Genomic DNA, 18381 nt, shown 5'->3' on the forward strand with positions numbered 1-18381 from the left:
AATCAAATGTACCCGTCATCTTCCAAGTTACAGGTGCGTTAATAATCACGGGCTTTGGCAATATTTTGTTCCAACACTCGAACCACGGCATCCGTCCTTTCACTATCAGAAACTTGAGCAACACCTACTCGCCACCAGCTCAGGTACTTATGCACCATGGTCTTTGGTAGAACTTTTATATCGATCAGGGTTGAAATCTTCTGTATACGGGTATCTGCCAATGCGTCGACCAGTTGCTGCTCAGTAGAAACACGGTATGTCTTACAGCCATAAGCAGCGGCCAACATGGCAAAATCTACTGGAACAAAATCACCATCTAATTGGCCAGTATCTTGATTACGGAAACGGAATTCAGTGGCATAACTGTCCATTCCATGTTCCATCTGGAGGTTATTAATGCAGCCATTGGTCATATTATCGAACAACACGACGTTAATTTTGCAACGCTCTTGAATGGATGTGACCAACTCAGAATGCAGCATCATGAAAGCGCCATCACCCACCAACGAATAAACTTCACGATCAGGTTCAGCCAGCTTCACACCCAATGCAGCACTGACTTCGTAACCCATACACGAATAACCATATTCGACGTGATAACCATTACTGCCTTTTGTGCGCCACACCCGCTGCAAATCACCGGGTAAACTCCCTGCAGCAGCAACAATGACTGCATCTTCAGGTAGTTGATTATTCAGAACCCCCAGCACTTGGCTTTGTGTCAGGAAAGAACCGGTTTGATTAATAAACTCAGCAAAAACCTGCTCACGATCCAAATGGTCATTAATCTCAGGGATAAAGTCATCAGCATTGTATTCCACCTGATAGACCCGCTCCGTCTCCGCTAATTGTTCAGCGCGCACCCGAGCAATTTCGCCCTCCCAACCGGCCTGATAGCCAGAACTATCGAGCTGTTGATGCAATGCTGACAATGCTTCACGCGCATCAGCCAGCAATTGCAAACCATCGAGTTTGCCGGCATCAAAAGCACTCACATTGATATTGAGAAATGAAACATCAGGATTCTGAAACAACCATTTAGATGATGTAGTAAAGTCGGAATAACGAGTACCAATGCCAATAACAAGATCAGCCTGTTTCGCCAATGTGTTAGCCGCCAGACAGCCCGTTTCACCAATACCACCGAGATTCAATTCATGTTCGGAGCTGATTGTGCCCTTACCGGCTTGTGTTTCTACCCATGGCACACCGAAGCATTCGGCAAATCGTTGTAATGCTTGACCGGCTTGCGAGTATTTCACCCCACCACCACAGACCAAAATCGGTTTACGTTTGGTGGTCAATAAAGCAATCGCATCAGCCAGCATTCCGCCGCTGGCTGGCCTTCGCTCAAGGCGATGAATGCGTTTCTGGAAGAAATAATCAGGATAGTCATAGGCTTCAGCCTGAACATCTTGCGGCAAACAAAGTGTCACTGCTCCTGTTTCTGCTGGGTCAGTGAGTACCCGCATTGCATTAATACACGCGCTCATCAGTTGCTCTGGCCGCGTAATGCGATCCCAATATTTACTGACGGGTTTGAATGCATCATTGGTACTGATACTCAGGTCATGAGATTGCTCAATCTGTTGTAGTACGGGGTCTGGCTGACGCGATGCAAATACATCACCAGGAAGCAATAGTAGTGGGATACGATTAGCCGTTGCAGTCGCTGCTGCAGTAACCATATTGGCACTTCCTGGCCCAACAGATGAGGTACAAGCATAAATTTGCTGACGCAGTTTCTGTTTTGCAAAGCCCGTCGCAGCATGGGCCATTCCTTGTTCATTACGCCCTTGATGGACGACTAGTTGGCCACAATCCTGTTCCAGTGCCTGCCCAATCCCCAGTACATTACCATGGCCAAAAATAGCAAATATCCCTTTGATAAATTTGATTTCCTGACCATCAACTTGCAGGTATTGGTTGTCCAAAAAACGGACTAATGCCTGTGCCGTGGTTAGCCGAATCTTATTCATTTACCCATCCTTTGCTATGTTTGCGCGATACCATGGAACTGAGATATTTTCAGCCCCGAAGATACGTTTGCACAGAGAAGAAACCGATTGGGTGGTTTCTGCTATGCTGACAACAGAGAGGTGAAACATAGTAAGGATTATAAACAAATATTTTTTTCATAAAATCACATTACAGAAGAAACATTTCATTCTGCGATGAGGATCAAATAATCAGGTAAACACTGAAACTGTAATACCCGCATTGATTCATCTAAAAGATGATCATTTTAAAACTTCAAAATAAGCATATAATGAATTGATATTATTAATATATATTGATTTCCAGTACCGACCAACTTCCCCTAAGAAAACCATTAATAACTTGTATTATCTTTTGGCCTAGACTCTATTCTCAAGCGTTATACAAGGCTTTTAGCCCGGTCACACAATCGGGGTGTAAATTTCATTTAACCTTGAACTTGAAATATTTATTCCTCATACTGATTTCAGAAATGTCATTACAGTTCATTTCATTGGACATTGTCGGGGCTTTAAAAGAAGGAAATGGGGATGGGTACACAACACAAAGAGCTGGATGTCATATGTATCGGGCGAATTGCCGTCGATTTTTATGGACAACAGATTGGTTCCCGGCTGGAAGATACCAGTACATTTGCCAAATATTTGGGCGGTTCATCAGGTAATGTTGCCTACGGCACGGCAATCCAAGGCTTGAAGTCAGGTATGCTGGCACGTGTAGGTGATGAACATATGGGCCGTTTCCTGCGCGAGGAATTACAACGTGTTGGTGCTGATACTCGTTTTCTTATTACTGACAAGCAGCGTCTAACCGCATTGGTTATTCTAGGAATTAAAGATCAAGAAACTTTCCCACTGATCTTTTACCGTGAAAACTGTGCGGATATGGCCCTTACGCAAGATGATATAGACGAGTCTTATATTGCGTCATCACGTGCACTGGCTATCACTGGCACACATCTTTCGCACCCTAATACACGCGCTGCCGTACTGAAAGCATTGGAATATGCGCATAAACATGGGCTACGAACTGCTTTGGACATTGATTATCGCCCAGTATTATGGGGTCTAACCTCACTTGGCGATGGTGAAACACGTTTCATTGAGTCGGAAAAAGTGACTCAGCAATTACAGGAAGTCCTACACCATTTCAATTTAATTGTCGGCACGGAAGAAGAGTTCCATATTGCCGGTGGCAGCACAGATACTCTGATAGCGCTACAAAATGTCCGTAAAGTCACCCAAGCGACACTAGTCTGTAAGCGCGGAGCACAAGGTTGTTCAGTGTTCGAAGGGGAAATTCCCACCTGTTGGGAATGGGTCAAACTCCATTCTGGTGTTCACGTTGAAGTGCTCAATGTATTGGGGGCTGGTGATGCCTTTATGTCTGGCTTGCTGCGCGGTTATCTTAATGATGAGAGCTGGGAACAAGCTTGCCGTTATGCCAATGCCTGCGGTGCACTGGTTGTTTCCCGTCATGGCTGTGCGCCTGCTATGCCAACCAAAACAGAGTTAGATAATTACCTCAGCCGTGAACATTCTATTCTACGCCCAGATCGTGATGCTCATCTTAACCACTTGCACCGGGTGACTAGCCGTAAACAGCAATGGCCGGAACTTTGTGTATTTGCTTTTGATCACCGCAAACAACTAGCCGATATGGCTCGCGAGGCGGGGGTGAGTGAAGAGCGGATCCCCAAACTCAAAACATTATTGCTCCAAGCTGCACAGCAAGCTGCTCAAGAATCTGAGCTAGCACATAAGAGTGGCATTTTGGCAGATACGACTTATGGCCAAGAAGCACTTAACACTATTACCGGCCAAGGGTGGTGGATAGGCCGCCCTATTGAGCAACCCAGTTCAAGGCCATTACGCCTTGAACACGGCAATATTGGTTCTCAACTTATTGATTGGCCACAGGAACATGTTGTGAAGTGCCTGATTTTTTATCATCCTAAGGACAGCACCGAACTACGCCAGCAACAGGATGAGTTGATTCTGGATGTTTACCGTGGATGCTGTAAATCAGGGCATGAATTGCTGTTGGAAGTCATTTTACCTGAAGATAATAAAGACAAAGATGAGCGTTATTACATCGAAACTATGGCACATTTCTATGCGCTAGGTATTCAGCCGGATTGGTGGAAACTACCACCACTCAGCGCCGAAAATTGGCAACAAGTAGGTAAATTGATTGAAACTCAAGATCCCTATTGCCGAGGTGTATTGATTCTTGGGTTAGATTCTTCAGAAGCGATATTAAAAGCGGCTTTTGCCGCAGCGGCTCAAGCGCCTTGGGTTAAAGGTTTTGCTGTCGGCCGCACCATCTTCGGCCAAGCATCTCGCTATTGGCTACAAGGTGAGCTAAATGATGCAGAGTTGATCGCTCAAGTGAAACAAAATTATCAAACGCTGATCGGTTATTGGCGAGACTATCGGCCAGTCGTCTGAATTTAATACAGCTTTACTGGCGCTAACGTGGAAAAACGTTAGCGCCATTGTGCTGCCATCTGCATGATTTAATCCTTATTAGCCTGAAAAAATCCTGATTTTTGTCAAACTTAATCAAGTAATATCTTTTGCTTATAGCCGTTTCATTTATTATGGCTTCGTGAACAATTTTAATTCGCGATGAAATAAAAGTAAATGCGGATATCAGCAAATGAAATTTTCCAACCATCTGTTAGAATGCCTGACAGATAATCCCTGAATTTTCCTCTGCCGTGGGCCGAATGGATGAATAACCCTACTCAACTATCATTGTTACAAGACCAGATTCGTCATCGTTATGAGACGTTAAGCAAACGCTTAAAACAAGTTGCCCGTTATATCTTGGATAACAGTAACAGCATTGCATTTGATACAGTTGCTTCCATTGCGGCCCAAGCTAGTGTGCCACCATCAACATTAATTCGGTTTGCAAATGCCTTTGGTTTCAGTGGGTTTAATGAAATGAAACAGGTATTCCGTCAACATCTGATGGAAGAAACTGTTAACTATACCGAGCGCGCCCGGTTATTTCGTCAAACCTCAACTGATGGCAATACAGCACCAGAAAAGCCAGCTGAAATACTGAATGTATTTACGATGGTCAATGCACAAGCCCTACAACAACTTGCAGTGCAAACCAGCGCAGAACAGTTGGATAAAGCTGTTGAACTATTGAACAACGCTGAAAATATCTATGTAATTGGTTTGCGGCGCTCTTTCAGCGTTGCTTCATACCTGACCTATGCATTACGTCATTTGGAACGCCGCGCTTTTCTGATTGATGGGCTAGGGGGTATGTTCGCTGAACAACTGAGTATGGTAAAACCCAAAGATGTCGTTATTGCCATTAGCTATTCACCCTATGCACAAGAAGCATTAGAACTGGTGGAATTGGGTGCGAAAAGTGGTGCTCAACAGATTGCTATTACCGATAGCCAAGTCAGCCCATTAGCGGCGTTCAGTGATGTGTGTTTTGTGGTGCGAGAAGCACAAGTTGATGGATTCCGCTCACAAGTTGCTTCTATGTGTCTGGCGCAAACTTTAGCTGTTTCATTAGCACTGAATAACGCAAAAGAATAAGCCACAAAGCAATATTATCAATCAGTTATAAGTAAAGTGTAAACGTCGGCAGTTCAATAAAATGGGTAGAATCCCACCTACCCATCAATTCATTTTTAACCAGAGTGCTTTAGTTTTTTCCTGCTGGATATTGATCACTATTGACCCACTCATGATCTTTTTCCCAGGTAAATTTCCATAACCTTACTGGCCCAGCCATAACATTCAAATAATAGCTATCGTAACCTGCCAATGTTGCTACGGGGTGGTAGCCTTTCGGTACTTTCACAACATCCCGGTTATAGACCGGCATACATTCATCCAGTGAACGATCGTCGGTATACACCCGTTGCATGCAAAAACCTTGCTCTGGACTCAGCCGGTGATAATAAGTTTCCTCCAAATAGGTTTCATCTGTAGCATTTTCCTGATCATGTTTATGGCTTGGGTATGAACTGGTATTCCCTTCATCGGTATAAACCTCAACCACCAGTAAACTATCAGCGGGTTGATTGTCAGGTAAAATATTATGTACTAACCTCTGGTTACGCCCCTTACCTCGCCGCTCCACACCCACATCTGCCGGTGTAATCAGCCGGGAAGGTAAATAACCATTACCGGGGGCACGGCAAACAGCCAATTCCAAATCGGTCTCTGCCACAACTTTCGCATGATCATGATGTGGAACATAAACAGAATAAGGCGGTGTTCGTTCGAATGGATTCATGCGTTTGCCAATGTGCGGATATTCGGCCCGACGTGTTGATACCGAAGCAATGCCCGCAACCAATACCAGGCAAAGTTCATTATCAACACTGTCTAGAACCAACGTCTTTCCAGCCGTCAGGTGATAGACATCAAACCCAACAAAACGCCAGCCTGCGTTCTCTGGAGAAATATGCTGAATACGCCCATCCACATCCGGTAGCTGACATTTGGCAAGTAATGACGACATGGTGACTCCCCTGTTAACAACATGAAATTATGCTAACGAACACTCTCAAGCAGCATTAACCCAGTGTTGGCATACTGTATTCTGAGACAGTTTGCTGTCCGGTTGGCCAACGGGCCGTGGTTGTTTTCATGCGGGTATAAAAACGCACACCATCAGTGCCATGAACATTTAATGCACCGAATACAGAGCGCTTCCAACCACCAAAACTGTGAAATGCCATCGGCACAGGAACTGGCACATTAACTCCAACCATCCCAGCCTGGACTTCATGTACAAACTGCCGTGCATAGTGACCGCTGCTGGTAAAAATCGCACTCCCATTACCAAATTCATGGCTATTTACCGTATTAATTGCGGTTTGGTAATCAGGAACTCTGACAATCCCCAACACTGGGCCAAAAATTTCTTCCCGATAAATCTTCATATCCGGAGTGACATGATCAAACAGCGTACCGCCAACATAATATCCTTGCTCATAGCCAGCGACATTATAATTGCGACCATCTGTGACTAATGTCGCGCCTTCTTTAATACCTTGATCAATATAACCAATAACTTTTTTCTGATGGGCTGCTGAAATTAACGGCCCCATTTCATTTTCTTCCCCGCCTTGCTGTATACCTGGGCCGACACGCAAGCGAGTAATGAGTGGTTTTAACTTTTCAATTAGCTTATCTGCCGTACTATCACCGACAACAACAGCAATAGGCAATGCCATACAACGTTCACCGGCAGACCCAAACGCACCGCCCATCAATGCATTAACTGTCGCATCCAAATCAGCATCGGGCATGATAATCGCTTGATTTTTTGCAGCACCGAAAGCCTGTACGCGCTTACCGTGTGCACTGGCAGTGGTGTAAATATGTTCAGCAACAGTAGAGGAACCTACAAAGCTTACGGCTTGAATTCGTGGGTCTGTACAGAGTTGTGCAGCACTTTCATTTGAACAGTGAATAACATTGAATACGCCATCAGGTAAGCCCGCCTCTGTCAGCAATTCAGCTAAACGAACCGATGCAGAAGGATCCAACGCGGGCGGTTTCAGAATAAAGGTATTACCGCACGTCAATGCAATGGGGAACATCCACATTGGAACCATCGCAGGAAAATTAAACGGGGTTATCCCGGCAACCACACCCAAAGGTTGCATCATCGAGAAACTATCAACGCCGGTACCCACATCTGCAGAATATTCGCCTTTCAATAAGTGAGGGATACCACAAGCGAACTCGACTACCTCCAGACCGCGAGTGATTTCGCCCAAAGCATCTGAATAGACCTTGCCGTGTTCACGAACAATCAATTCCGCCAATTCATCACGGTGTTGTTCAATCAGGGTCTTAAAGTTGAACATAATGCGAGCGCGACGCAGAGGGGGAGTTCGTGACCAATCGACAAAAGCCTGATGAGCAACTCCGATAGCCTGATGGACGTCTTCAGCTGTACTTTGTGTAACCTGGCTTTCAACTTTGCCGGTGGCTGGATTATGAATATCGGCAATCTGATTGCTGGAACTCAGAGAATTCTTCCCACCGATAAAGTTACTCACGATTTTCATGTCTCACCCTCTTCTTAATAGCGGCTATCGCAAGGGTCATGGAAAATGGCTATATGCCAGACACCTAACAAACCATGCGCTCAATCAGTAAGGGTTATCTTGGATAAAGCCAATCTAACCCACAAGGCGACCAACCGCCGGAAAGACGAAAAGCCAGCCGATATGCAGACTCTATGCTATTGAAAAAAAAGTTTCAAATAACTTTCTTTGGAAATTTTATTTTGTGCGATGTATCGCAAGTTCCTGCAAGGAGCCCGCGTCACTATCAAAATCCTCAGAGCATCTACGCAATACCTCTACCCATTTGTAATATCTCAGATTTCACTCCGATAAAAACTGATAACATAAAAAATAGAGATATGAACCTGGCTGTTTTTAGCTTTAAATGATTTTTTTAAGACATTTTCCAGCTTAATATTTGAACTAGATCTAAAAATTAATTTTTCGTAATTTGATAAAAGTGAAATAAATGTTCTTATTTAGATTAGTATGAGAGTTACTTCAATCTTCATCCGCTGGAGACAAGCTGGCAGTATTCAATGTCGTCATCGGTTGTATTATCGGCGGTTTGACCGTCGGGTTATCATTGCAGGAGCAAAGCTATGCCTATTGCACAAGATCGTTTCTGTATTAATCGCAAAATTGCCCCAAACTTAAGTATCGAAAGCTTTTTTTGCCTGGTTAAAAAATGCGGGTTAAATAAGGTTGAATTACGCAATGATATGCTGAGCGGAAAAGTGACGGATGAGTTAAGTTCGGCACAACTCAATGCCCTGGCCGATGAATATGAAATCGAAATTGTTACTATCAATGCGTTGCAATACTTTAATCTGCCAGAACACCGCCCTGCCCTACTGAAAGAAACAGAGAACATGCTGAAACAAGCAAAAGCGATTAACTGCCGTGGGGTTATTTTATGCCCAAACTGTAGTGCTAATGACCGCCGTTCAGCCGAGCAAAAAGAACAAGACACGATTGATGCTCTAGTGTTGTTAGCCCCGCTATTTAAAAAGTATCAGGTAACCGGATTGGTGGAACCTTTAGGTTTTGAAATCAGTTCGTTACGTTCTCACCTGCTAACGCAATCTATCATCCACAAGTCAGCCGCGCCCTATAAAATGGTGTTGGATACTTTCCACTATTATCTGAGTGATATTGCACAGGCTGAATTCGATGCACATATCGACATCAATACTATCGGCCTAGTACATCTTTCCGGTGTCGAAGAGGCACGGTTAAAGCACACACTGACTGATGAGGACCGAATTATGCTGAGTGAACAGGATAAATTAAACAGTAAACAGCAAGTAGATAATCTGGAACGGCTGGGTTATCAGGGGATATATGCTTTTGAACCATTTTCATCACAATTGAATACCTGGTCAAAGGCTGATATTGAAAGAGAAATTCACCAAAGTATTGTCTATCTACAAAACTAATACGCAGAACCGATATTGGTGACGGTGACGGTGACGGTGACGGTGACGGTGACGGTGACAAATCATAAAACTTAGCTTCTTCTTTATATTAGAATCTAACATATGCCATCGGGGGCTGGTTTGCCCAGCCATCCCGATAGGCATAAAAAACCATTCGGTCACACGCCGTAGAAACATATCCGATACTGTGCTACCAAGGTGATAGATATCCTGTTACATCACCCTTGCATTCACCAGCACGCACAGAACTTTATTGGCAATAAGCCTTGCGAGCGAGAATGCCGCATAATATAAGCACCATAAATAGCTCATTGAGGAGAATAACAAAGGATATAGACCACAAAAATGCCGCCTAACTCAACACTAATTAATGGAGCGTCGCGACGATAGATATAAATTCTCCATTATTTACTGACTAGCCAAGCTTTAATAAGAGCAGATTTCTGGCTCTTATATACAGCTTGTTTCAATATTTTCTTACAGTGAATTGACACACAAACTTTATTATCAATTCTATATGTGAACCAACTTAGCTATTAGTCCAGTTTTTAGACCCGACAATGCTTCATTAAAATCTTTAATTGAAAACTGTTTACTTTCGGTTGCTATACAATCAACAACTCCATTACCAAAGGTAACGTAAGGGCGAATTCCTTCTATTACTTTATCCGATGGGTCGAGAAAAATTATATGAGGCTGAGCATTTAAGAAAAATTCTTTAAGCCAGGGTAAATGAGTGGAAGATAGAGTTATTACATCAATATTTGGATATATTTCAAGTAGCTTTTCCAAAAACAGAGATACCGATTGTTGCGTCTTTTCTTTATCATTACGGAAAGAAAAATCCTCAACTAGATTGACTAACTCAGAAGCATTGACGCCATAAACATCACATTCTTCTATAGTATTTTCAATTATATACCTTTTAAGTTCAGGACTTTCGACCATACTTCGAACACCCAATATAGCTATTTTCTTAGTTTTAGAGTTTAGGCAGGCATCTTTAACCGGGGGTAAAATTCCAATAACAGGCAATGAGGCTAATTTAAGTAAATCATCCATAACAACAATACTGGGTGCATTTGATGCTAAAACTACGGCTGAACACCCATATTCTGATAGATACTCCGTGGCTTTAGCAATAGATATCAGCAGTTTCTCATGGTCTTTTGCACCATATGGAAAACTTTTTCTGTCCGCTAAATATCCAATATCTTGGGATGGATAAGATTTCCGAATTTAATCGACTATTGCATAGCTGCCAATTCCAGCATCAAACACACCTATAGGTTTATTCACTCACATTACCTCAATATTTGATCAAAGAAGTGCTATTACTCATTTAAAAATAAGCTAATCAGCATCTGATAATCAATTTCCCTGTTACGTTACCCTCTCTTACATTAAGAAAGCAATGCAATTCCATGGCCCACTGATGAAAAATTGTAGGCGAGTAAAACAGCATGATTAATAGTCGATTTATCTCTCATGCTGAAAAGAATATTTTTATACCTCGAGCTTATTTCACGATCAGCTCAGTGATAGTTTTTTTTGTAACGTCACAATATGGGCCGTTAAAATGCATTCTCGCTTCGACCAATTCCGGAATTCATGGTCTTTTTGGTTCGTTAGATTTCCCCCGGATCCTTTCGTCGTTCGATAGCCGGAGTGTCTTCGCTCCTGACCAGTTAGGCTACGGGGCTTATCGCGAGATAGCACCTGACAGTTGGAGTCTTTAAGACCAGGCAGACCATATCGCCACTTTGGTTACGGAAATCATTCACCGAACCGGTTCATGTTATTGGGCACTCCGTTGGCGGAGCGGTGGCTGTTTTATTTGCCCGGCGCTATCCGGAAATGACCCGCTCTCTCACCAGTGTTGAGGGTAATTTCACATTAAGTGATGCATTTTGGTCAGATCCTGACTCAAAATCTGACGGACTGATAAGTTCGGTGTTGAGTTATCTACCCCCGTAAACTCGGGAGATCCTCACTCAATTAACATGCCCCCAAAATCTAAAACACCATTTTACAACACTGCTATTCACGAACCTGTAGGAATTAACATCCGCTGGCCCCTGTTATTTGCCGAAAAAACCATACATAATTATACGGTGTATAGTTATGTATGGAGATGAAATTGACCACGGGACACGTTTTTATCGCGACCAGTTTTGACGGCTTTATCGCCCGCAAAGACCATAGTCTGGATTGGCTGGAAAAACAGAACATCGAGGGTGAAGACTATGGGTATCATGCATTTGTGGACAGCATTGATGGGGTGATTATGGGGCGGATAACCTTCGAGAAAATTCTCACTTTCCCCGAATGGCCCTATGAAAAACCGGTGATTGTTATGAGCAGAACACTCGAAGAGAGCATTATTCCAGCTCATCTAAAACAGAAGGTGCAAGTGACAAGGCTTGAACCCAAAGCGCTGATGGTTTCGCTGTCCGAAGCAGGCTGGAAACGCGCTTATATCGATGGTGGACAGGTCATTCAGTCATTCATCCGCGATGGGCTTATTGAGGATCTGGCAATAACACAAGTGCCGATCCTTATTGGTCAGGGTATTCCGCTGTTTGGCAACCTTACAAGAGATATCGATATGACACTGATTTCCTCTAAGGCTTTTCCTTCCGGTCTTGTACACCATCGCTACAGGATCTCACAAAATTGACAAAGGCACGTGCTATAGGCCGCCCGTCCAGAGGAACAAAGGCACTCTCAAAAACTGAAGTATTGAATGTTGCTCTGGAACTTCTTGACGAAAACGGAGAACAAAAGGTTTCATTCCGTTTAATCGCCCAGCGTCTGGGCGTGACAGCCATGGCGGTGGCACATCATGTCGGCTCACGGAGCAGCATGTTCAAACAACTTGCTTCCGAAATATTTGCTGATATGGGGGAGTCTCCCGCCGGTGAAACCCCCAGCGAGCGTCTGCACTTTTTACTGGGTAGATATTGCGATGCCGTTTTGGCACATCCGAACCTTGTGAGATACATTTTTTCCGACCCAACACTGTTCCCTGAACAACTTGCCAAGTTGACCGAACTCATAAGAAGCAACATTGCCGCCCTCACCGTAAATGAGCAGCCCGACATGCTGTTAAATATCATCGTGGATTACACGCATGGTTTTGCTCTTTCTGTCACGGCCGGAGAATATGATGCAGAATCACAACGTTGTAGCTACCGCCAAGGGCTAGACTGGATTATCAGACGTATTCCTGTGCCGCAGGATTGATAACTGACAATGTTGTTTTGAACCGCATCTAAACAAGTTGAAAGCATGAAAAAGCCCCATCAATAAATGATGGGGCTGATTGTCGGAAGCACCTGAAAATCAGACAACACCACACGAAGCAACCAAGAGATAAAACCAGGTCGCAATGGCGATATTATTTTTATTAATCTGCTTATGATTAAGAAATATCAAAGAATATACTCTATACGAGTTTTCCTAAATTATATTTAAAGCTATTAAGTTCAATGAAATTCTCTATTATGATCAATATGATTTAATTAAATAGCACCAGAATCACAATGCATAACTGTATTTGTTGTAATCTCAATTAAAAAACACATTGTTTTGCCATTGGAACATGTCACATCAAAAAAATGTATTTTCCCGTGACATAAATATAATATTTTGTAATATTTATGGGTACCTTAATAACATGAGTCCCTACAATGATAAAATTAATAATTACTGACCTGGATGGAACTTTTCTTGATGACAAAGGAGATTATAACCGTACATTATTTCAAGATATCAAGGAGATAATGAGTCAAAAAGGTGTTCATTTTGCGCTATGTACGGGTAAGCAATGTGAACGTGTAGAAGAGCTTTTCAAGGATGATGCAGAGCAGTTTTGGATTTTGGGTGACAGCGCCACTAGAATAAAACATCAAGGCGAGTATGTTTATCAATCGTTAATAAAAAATCAACTTGGGCTGAAAATAATTTCCACTTTAGAAGCGATTAATAAAGAGCCTGTCATTATTGCTTGTACATCAGAAGGCGCTTTTATTAAGAGTTCTGTATCTACAGAAATGGAAAATAAAATTAAAAAATCATATGCCAAAGTAACAAAAGTCGATTGTTTCTCACAAACTTCACATGATTTTGTCAAAATATCTGTCTATGACGAAAAAGGCCGCTGCCCTGAATTCAAACCTCATCTACACGAGTTCTTCGATAAAGCCTATATTGTCGTTTCTGAAGATGCCTGGATCGATATTGCTGATGTCGGTGTGCATAAAGGGCATACCGTCGAGATTCTCCAAAAGTTGTTAAACGTCAATAAAGACGAGACCATGGTATTTGGTGATGGTCTTAATGATATTGAATTAATGGAGAGAGCTACCTTCAGTTTTGCCATGCGTAATGCTTTCGAAGAAACTAAATCCGCAGCAAACTTTATTACAGGTAAAAATACAGAGGATGCCGTTATGTTAACCATCCAAAGGATACTGACACTTCAGTAAAAGAATAAATCCAGCCAGATTATACCGGATTTATTGAGGAGCCAGGGTACCTATGCGTACAGAAAGTCACTTGGATTGACCGATTTTGTTATTTTCAAAGTTGTTTTGTTGATTATCTAAATAGGCCAACCCTTGCTCTCCCTTTTTTATTTTTTCCTCTTTTTTCGGCTGTATTCGCATAGTAAAATTTGTCTCCGTTGGGCTAACGGAACAGTCCTTTTATTATCGTGGTACAACCGCCAATGCCTGCGCACAAGCCCAAGCTGAGCTCCAGGCCCATTGGAAGTTATAGCCCCCTAACCAGCCGGTAACATCAACAACCTCGCCAATGAAGTATAACCCTGGCACTTTATGAGCCTCCATCGTCTTGGAGGAGAGCTCTTGAGTATCTACACCACCAATTGTCACTTCAGCAGTACGGTAACCTTCCGTGCCATTAGGTTGCACCCGCCATTGTTGCAAATTAGCCACTAACGCGGCCTGCTGCGGCACATTTAATTGTTTCAAGGTGACATCCGGCAGTTGCTCCAAAGTCTGGAGGCATTCCACCAACCGCTTAGGAAGCAACTGAGCCAGTGTGTTTTTTAAGGTCTGATTGGGGTGTGCTTGCCGCTCATTATTAAGGAAAGTTTCTAAGTCAGTATCAGGAAGTAAGTTAATGCTCACATACTCTCCAGGCTGCCAATAGCTTGAAAGTTGTAAAATGGCCGGGCCAGAAAGTCCACGATGAGTAAATAAAATACTCTCACGGAAACTGACACCATTCTCTGCCATCACTACCGCTGGTACTGAAACACCAGAAAGTGTTTGCAGGTGCTCCAACAACGGTTTATGTAAAGTGAACGGAACCAAAGCTGCGCGCGTCGGCAAAACTTTCAAGCCAAACTGTTCTGCCAGTTTATAGCCAAAGGGAGAGGCACCCAATCCCGGCATAGAGAGCCCACCTGAAGCCACCACCAGTGAGTGAGCGCTCACTTTTGCATCATTAATTTGCAATAAGAAACCAGCATCGTTTTTTTCAACTGACAGAATATCGCTGCGTAATCGAATCGTAACTTGCCCCAATTCGCACTCTTTCAGCAAAAGCTCGACCACTTGTTGGGCAGAATCATCACAAAACAGTTGCCCCAGTGTTTTCTCATGCCAGGCAATATTGTAGCGATTCATCAAATCAATGAAATCCCATTGGGTGTAACGCGCCAAAGCAGATTTACAAAAATGAGGGTTTTGTGAGAGATAGGCTGCGGGTTCGACAAACATATTGGTGAAGTTACAGCGGCCACCGCCGGACATCAGTATCTTGCGCCCTGCTTTTTTGCCATTATCAACCAACAATACCCGGCACCCAGCTTGCCCGGCCTGAGCCGCACAAAATAAGCCCGCAGCACCTGCGCCTATCACTACCACATCAAACTGTTCCACACTGGGCCTCACTGAGTAAAATCATCATCACTACAAAATTGTTCGCTTTACCGCCAATCCGCATACTATTTATTCATTCGACTGATAAATTAGCGGCGGGAGATTGTAAGTCGCCCGCTGGCAGGAAGCTATAGTAAGAAAATGTCTCATACGGTAAAACTAAGTAACTTGCTGATATAACATGCATATGTTGCTCAAAAAGACCAATTCATCTGCGGTCATGTCAAAAAAAGGTCATATTTTCCTTTTCCCCACCCCCCATTGTCACTGATAATGCGCCGCGTTCATGTCCACAAACTGGCGTAACGCTTATGCTGCATCTTTTCGCTGGCCTGGATTTCCATACCGGCCTAATGTTAGTTCTTGCTTTGTTGTTTGTGCTGTTTTACGAAGCCATCAATGGTTTTCATGACACAGCCAATGCGGTTGCAACCGTAATTTATACCCGCGCCATGCGTTCACAGGTGGCTGTCGTGATGGCAGGGGTGTTTAACTTCCTCGGCGTGATGCTGGGCGGTTTGAGCGTGGCTTATGCCATTGTTCACTTATTGCCTACTGATCTGCTGTTAAATGTCAGTTCAGCACATGGGCTGGCGATGGTCTTCTCTATGCTGTTGGCGGCGATCATCTGGAATTTGGGCACGTGGTATTTCGGTATCCCCGCCTCCAGTTCGCACACGCTGATTGGTGCAATCATCGGTATTGGTTTAACCAATGCATTAATGACCAGCACATCTGTTGTCGATGCGCTGAACGTTCCTAAGATGATTCAAATCTTCCTGTCATTAATCTTATCCCCAATTGTGGGTTTGGTTATTGCCGGTTTGATGGTGTTCCTGTTACGTCGTTACTGGAACGGAACCAAAAAGCAGCAACGTATTCACCTGACACCTGCGGAACGTGAAAAGAAAGACGGTAAACGTAAACCGCCATTCTGGACCCGTACAGCACTGATCATATCGGCTATTGGCGTGAGTTTCTCTCACGGCGCTAACGATGGTCAGAAAGGGATTGGCTTGATCATGCTGGTATTAATTGGCGTGGCTCCCGCTGGATTCGTCGTGAATATGAATGCAACAGGCTATGATATTGCCCGCACCCGCGATGCAGTAACTCATCTGCAACAATATTATCAGCAGCATGTTGAAGTATTACCTCATGCTGTCGCGCTGAAGCCACTGGTGCCAACACCAGAGACATTGCCGAATACACCGGCACAGTTCCACTGCGATAGCTCACGCGCCATGATAGCGATTGATAATGCGCAGGCGCTGTTGGCGAACCTGCAAAGCTATGATGACCTGACGGTCGATCAACGTAGCCATATGCGTCGCTTGTTGATGTGTGTCGCAGAAACCGCAGGGACTGTCGCCAAACTGCCAGAAACCAGTGCTGAAGACCGCCGTTTCCTCAATAATCTGCGGACAGATTTGTTAGAAACTGTGGAATATGCACCAACCTGGATTATCGTTGCCGTCGCTCTGGCCCTGTCTTTGGGTACCATGATCGGCTGGAAACGTGTGGCAGTCACTATCGGTGAAAAAATCGGTAAGAAAGGCATGACCTACGCGCAAGGGGTTTCTGCCCAGATGACTGCGGCGGTCTCCATCGGTATTGCAAGTTATACCGGTATGCCAGTATCGACAACTCAAGTGCTCTCTTCAGCTGTTGCCGGCACCATGTTGGTGGATGGTGGTGGTGTGCAGAGTAAGACAGTGAAGAATATTATGTTGGCGTGGGTATTAACCTTGCCAATCTCTATTCTTCTTTCCGGTGGGTTGTACTGGATAGCGTTGAAGTTTATCTAAATCCAGAAAATTTATTACATTCACAGGGCGCTTTGAGCGGAACCCTGATGATATAAAATGGTGATAACACTGGGTTAAAAGCAAATAAAAGGCGGCCTTATCAGGTCGCCTTTTTACATGTTTTTTTGCCAGAAGCTCATACTAATACCACAACATTAAGCCCACCAGACTGACCACGACCAAACCACATAATGCGCTAGTCAGGATAAATTGCCCACGTAGCCTTTCACAACGGCGAATAAACTCCGGGTCATGATGATCCAGATAACGTTGGGCAAAGATATAGCCAACTAATCTAATCTGTTTACTCGGCTGACCGTGGGAGGTAAAAAATCCACCGCCATCAACATACTGATACAGCAACGGGTCGCAACCCCGTAATACCACTAATAAAGCACGCAGTGATGAATAATAACGCGCCATATTAATCACACATACCACACACAAAGCCCAAAAAAGCGCGACGGTACTGATCATAATCATCCTCCCAGCGATATTACCCGCATTAGGTCTGTGTTCCCCTGAACCCTTGCGCCATCGCTCACTCTAGCTGATACAAACACCCCCAGGGCTTCAAAAGCCACCCCCTATCGTTCGCTTTCTGATTGTGGCTCGATGCATTATTCCCTCGACACACGATCCGAACGTGTTGGACTCCCTTTATGAGTGTAGGAAATGAAATGAAAAATAGCCTGATAATCTCTAAATTAAGCCTATTTTGGGGTTTGTTAAGTATCAATTAGTATTAACTTATAACAAACTTTTCTCGTGCAGAAATGCTTTTATTCCCTACTAAAACTGGCTAAATATTAAGCTTTCTTAACTGACTATATTAATTAAATCGCCATTTTTTACAGGGAGTATTTGCGTAGTAAATATGAAATTACGTCCATCATGATACCTAATCAGCGCTATACTTAGGATAATGAACTGCTTTAAATTCAATCAATATGACCCTATATTAGGGCCATGCACGGTAGAGCTTGATGGGACATTCGTGTAAAAGATATACACAGACTTTAGTGATCATCATCAAAACAGTGTGTTGTGATCCGTGAAACACTTCAATTAGGGGTCATAATGGTACTATGTCGATATCGCGTTAGCACCCGTTCAACGGTTGAATGTTTGCTTACCCATTAATTAACATTATGGAAGGA

At 43.6% G+C, this 18381-nt stretch carries 14 protein-coding genes; 8 read left to right on the plus strand and 6 right to left on the minus strand.

What is annotated here, in order from left to right; genetic code table 11:
- Nucleotides 1-38: 38 nt before the first annotated feature.
- A complete protein-coding gene (gene iolD, locus DX162_RS06020; protein WP_004388958.1) occupies nt 39-1979 on the minus strand; it encodes a 3D-(3,5/4)-trihydroxycyclohexane-1,2-dione acylhydrolase (decyclizing) in 1941 nt (646 codons plus the stop codon).
- A gap of 549 nt (nt 1980-2528) precedes the next feature.
- Here iolD and DX162_RS06025 point away from each other — a divergent pair.
- Both DX162_RS06025 and DX162_RS06030 read left to right on the plus strand, forming a co-directional pair.
- A complete protein-coding gene (locus DX162_RS06025; RefSeq protein ID WP_032819091.1) occupies nt 2529-4448 on the plus strand; it encodes a bifunctional 5-dehydro-2-deoxygluconokinase/5-dehydro-2-deoxyphosphogluconate aldolase in 1920 nt (639 codons plus the stop codon).
- Nucleotides 4449-4733: 285 nt separating this feature from the next.
- The gene (locus tag DX162_RS06030) at nt 4734-5567 is read left to right on the plus strand and encodes a MurR/RpiR family transcriptional regulator (RefSeq protein WP_004388956.1); all 834 of its coding nucleotides are present in this window, start codon (nt 4734-4736) and stop codon (nt 5565-5567) included.
- A 109-nt stretch (nt 5568-5676) separates the two neighbouring features.
- Here DX162_RS06030 and iolB read toward each other — a convergent pair whose 3' ends face one another.
- Both iolB and DX162_RS06040 read right to left on the minus strand, forming a co-directional pair.
- A complete protein-coding gene (gene iolB, locus DX162_RS06035; protein ID WP_004388955.1) occupies nt 5677-6501 on the minus strand; it encodes a 5-deoxy-glucuronate isomerase in 825 nt (274 codons plus the stop codon).
- Nucleotides 6502-6556: 55 nt separating this feature from the next.
- On the minus strand, nt 6557-8062 hold the full coding sequence (locus DX162_RS06040) for a CoA-acylating methylmalonate-semialdehyde dehydrogenase (RefSeq protein ID WP_004388954.1): 1506 nt from the start codon (nt 8060-8062) through the stop codon (nt 6557-6559).
- A gap of 602 nt (nt 8063-8664) precedes the next feature.
- Here DX162_RS06040 and DX162_RS06045 point away from each other — a divergent pair.
- Complete coding sequence (locus tag DX162_RS06045; protein WP_004388953.1) at nt 8665-9501, plus strand: TIM barrel protein; 837 nt, start codon at nt 8665-8667, stop codon at nt 9499-9501.
- A 513-nt stretch (nt 9502-10014) separates the two neighbouring features.
- On the opposite strand, the gene DX162_RS06050 is transcribed toward DX162_RS06045, so the two are convergent.
- Nucleotides 10015-10740 (minus strand): aspartate/glutamate racemase family protein, encoded by a 726-nt coding sequence (locus DX162_RS06050; protein ID WP_115155843.1) that lies wholly within the window; start codon nt 10738-10740, stop codon nt 10015-10017.
- A 513-nt stretch (nt 10741-11253) separates the two neighbouring features.
- Here DX162_RS06050 and DX162_RS22910 point away from each other — a divergent pair.
- The 4 genes from DX162_RS22910 to DX162_RS06070 all read left to right on the plus strand — a co-directional run bounded on the left by DX162_RS22910 (nt 11254) and on the right by DX162_RS06070 (nt 13991).
- Nucleotides 11254-11478 (plus strand): alpha/beta fold hydrolase, encoded by a 225-nt coding sequence (locus DX162_RS22910; protein WP_227744214.1) that lies wholly within the window; start codon nt 11254-11256, stop codon nt 11476-11478.
- 163 nt (nt 11479-11641) lie between these two features.
- The gene (locus tag DX162_RS06060; protein WP_032819118.1) at nt 11642-12181 is read left to right on the plus strand and encodes a dihydrofolate reductase family protein; all 540 of its coding nucleotides are present in this window, start codon (nt 11642-11644) and stop codon (nt 12179-12181) included.
- On the plus strand, nt 12178-12747 hold the full coding sequence (locus DX162_RS06065; RefSeq protein ID WP_032819090.1) for a TetR/AcrR family transcriptional regulator: 570 nt from the start codon (nt 12178-12180) through the stop codon (nt 12745-12747). The genes DX162_RS06060 and DX162_RS06065 overlap by 4 nt, the downstream gene beginning before the upstream one ends.
- Nucleotides 12748-13193: 446 nt before the next feature.
- On the plus strand, nt 13194-13991 hold the full coding sequence (locus DX162_RS06070; protein WP_004388948.1) for a Cof-type HAD-IIB family hydrolase: 798 nt from the start codon (nt 13194-13196) through the stop codon (nt 13989-13991).
- Nucleotides 13992-14213: 222 nt separating this feature from the next.
- Here DX162_RS06070 and DX162_RS06075 read toward each other — a convergent pair whose 3' ends face one another.
- Complete coding sequence (locus DX162_RS06075; RefSeq protein WP_004388946.1) at nt 14214-15413, minus strand: BaiN/RdsA family NAD(P)/FAD-dependent oxidoreductase; 1200 nt, start codon at nt 15411-15413, stop codon at nt 14214-14216.
- 311 nt (nt 15414-15724) lie between these two features.
- On the opposite strand from DX162_RS06075, the gene pitA reads away from it, so the two are divergent.
- Complete coding sequence (pitA, locus tag DX162_RS06080; protein ID WP_004388945.1) at nt 15725-17221, plus strand: inorganic phosphate transporter PitA; 1497 nt, start codon at nt 15725-15727, stop codon at nt 17219-17221.
- A 141-nt stretch (nt 17222-17362) separates the two neighbouring features.
- On the opposite strand, the gene uspB is transcribed toward pitA, so the two are convergent.
- Complete coding sequence (gene uspB, locus DX162_RS06085) at nt 17363-17698, minus strand: universal stress protein UspB (protein ID WP_005187112.1); 336 nt, start codon at nt 17696-17698, stop codon at nt 17363-17365.
- Nucleotides 17699-18381: the final 683 nt, after the last annotated feature.

Source organism: Yersinia kristensenii, assembly GCF_900460525.1.
Classification (GTDB): domain Bacteria; phylum Pseudomonadota; class Gammaproteobacteria; order Enterobacterales; family Enterobacteriaceae; genus Yersinia; species Yersinia kristensenii.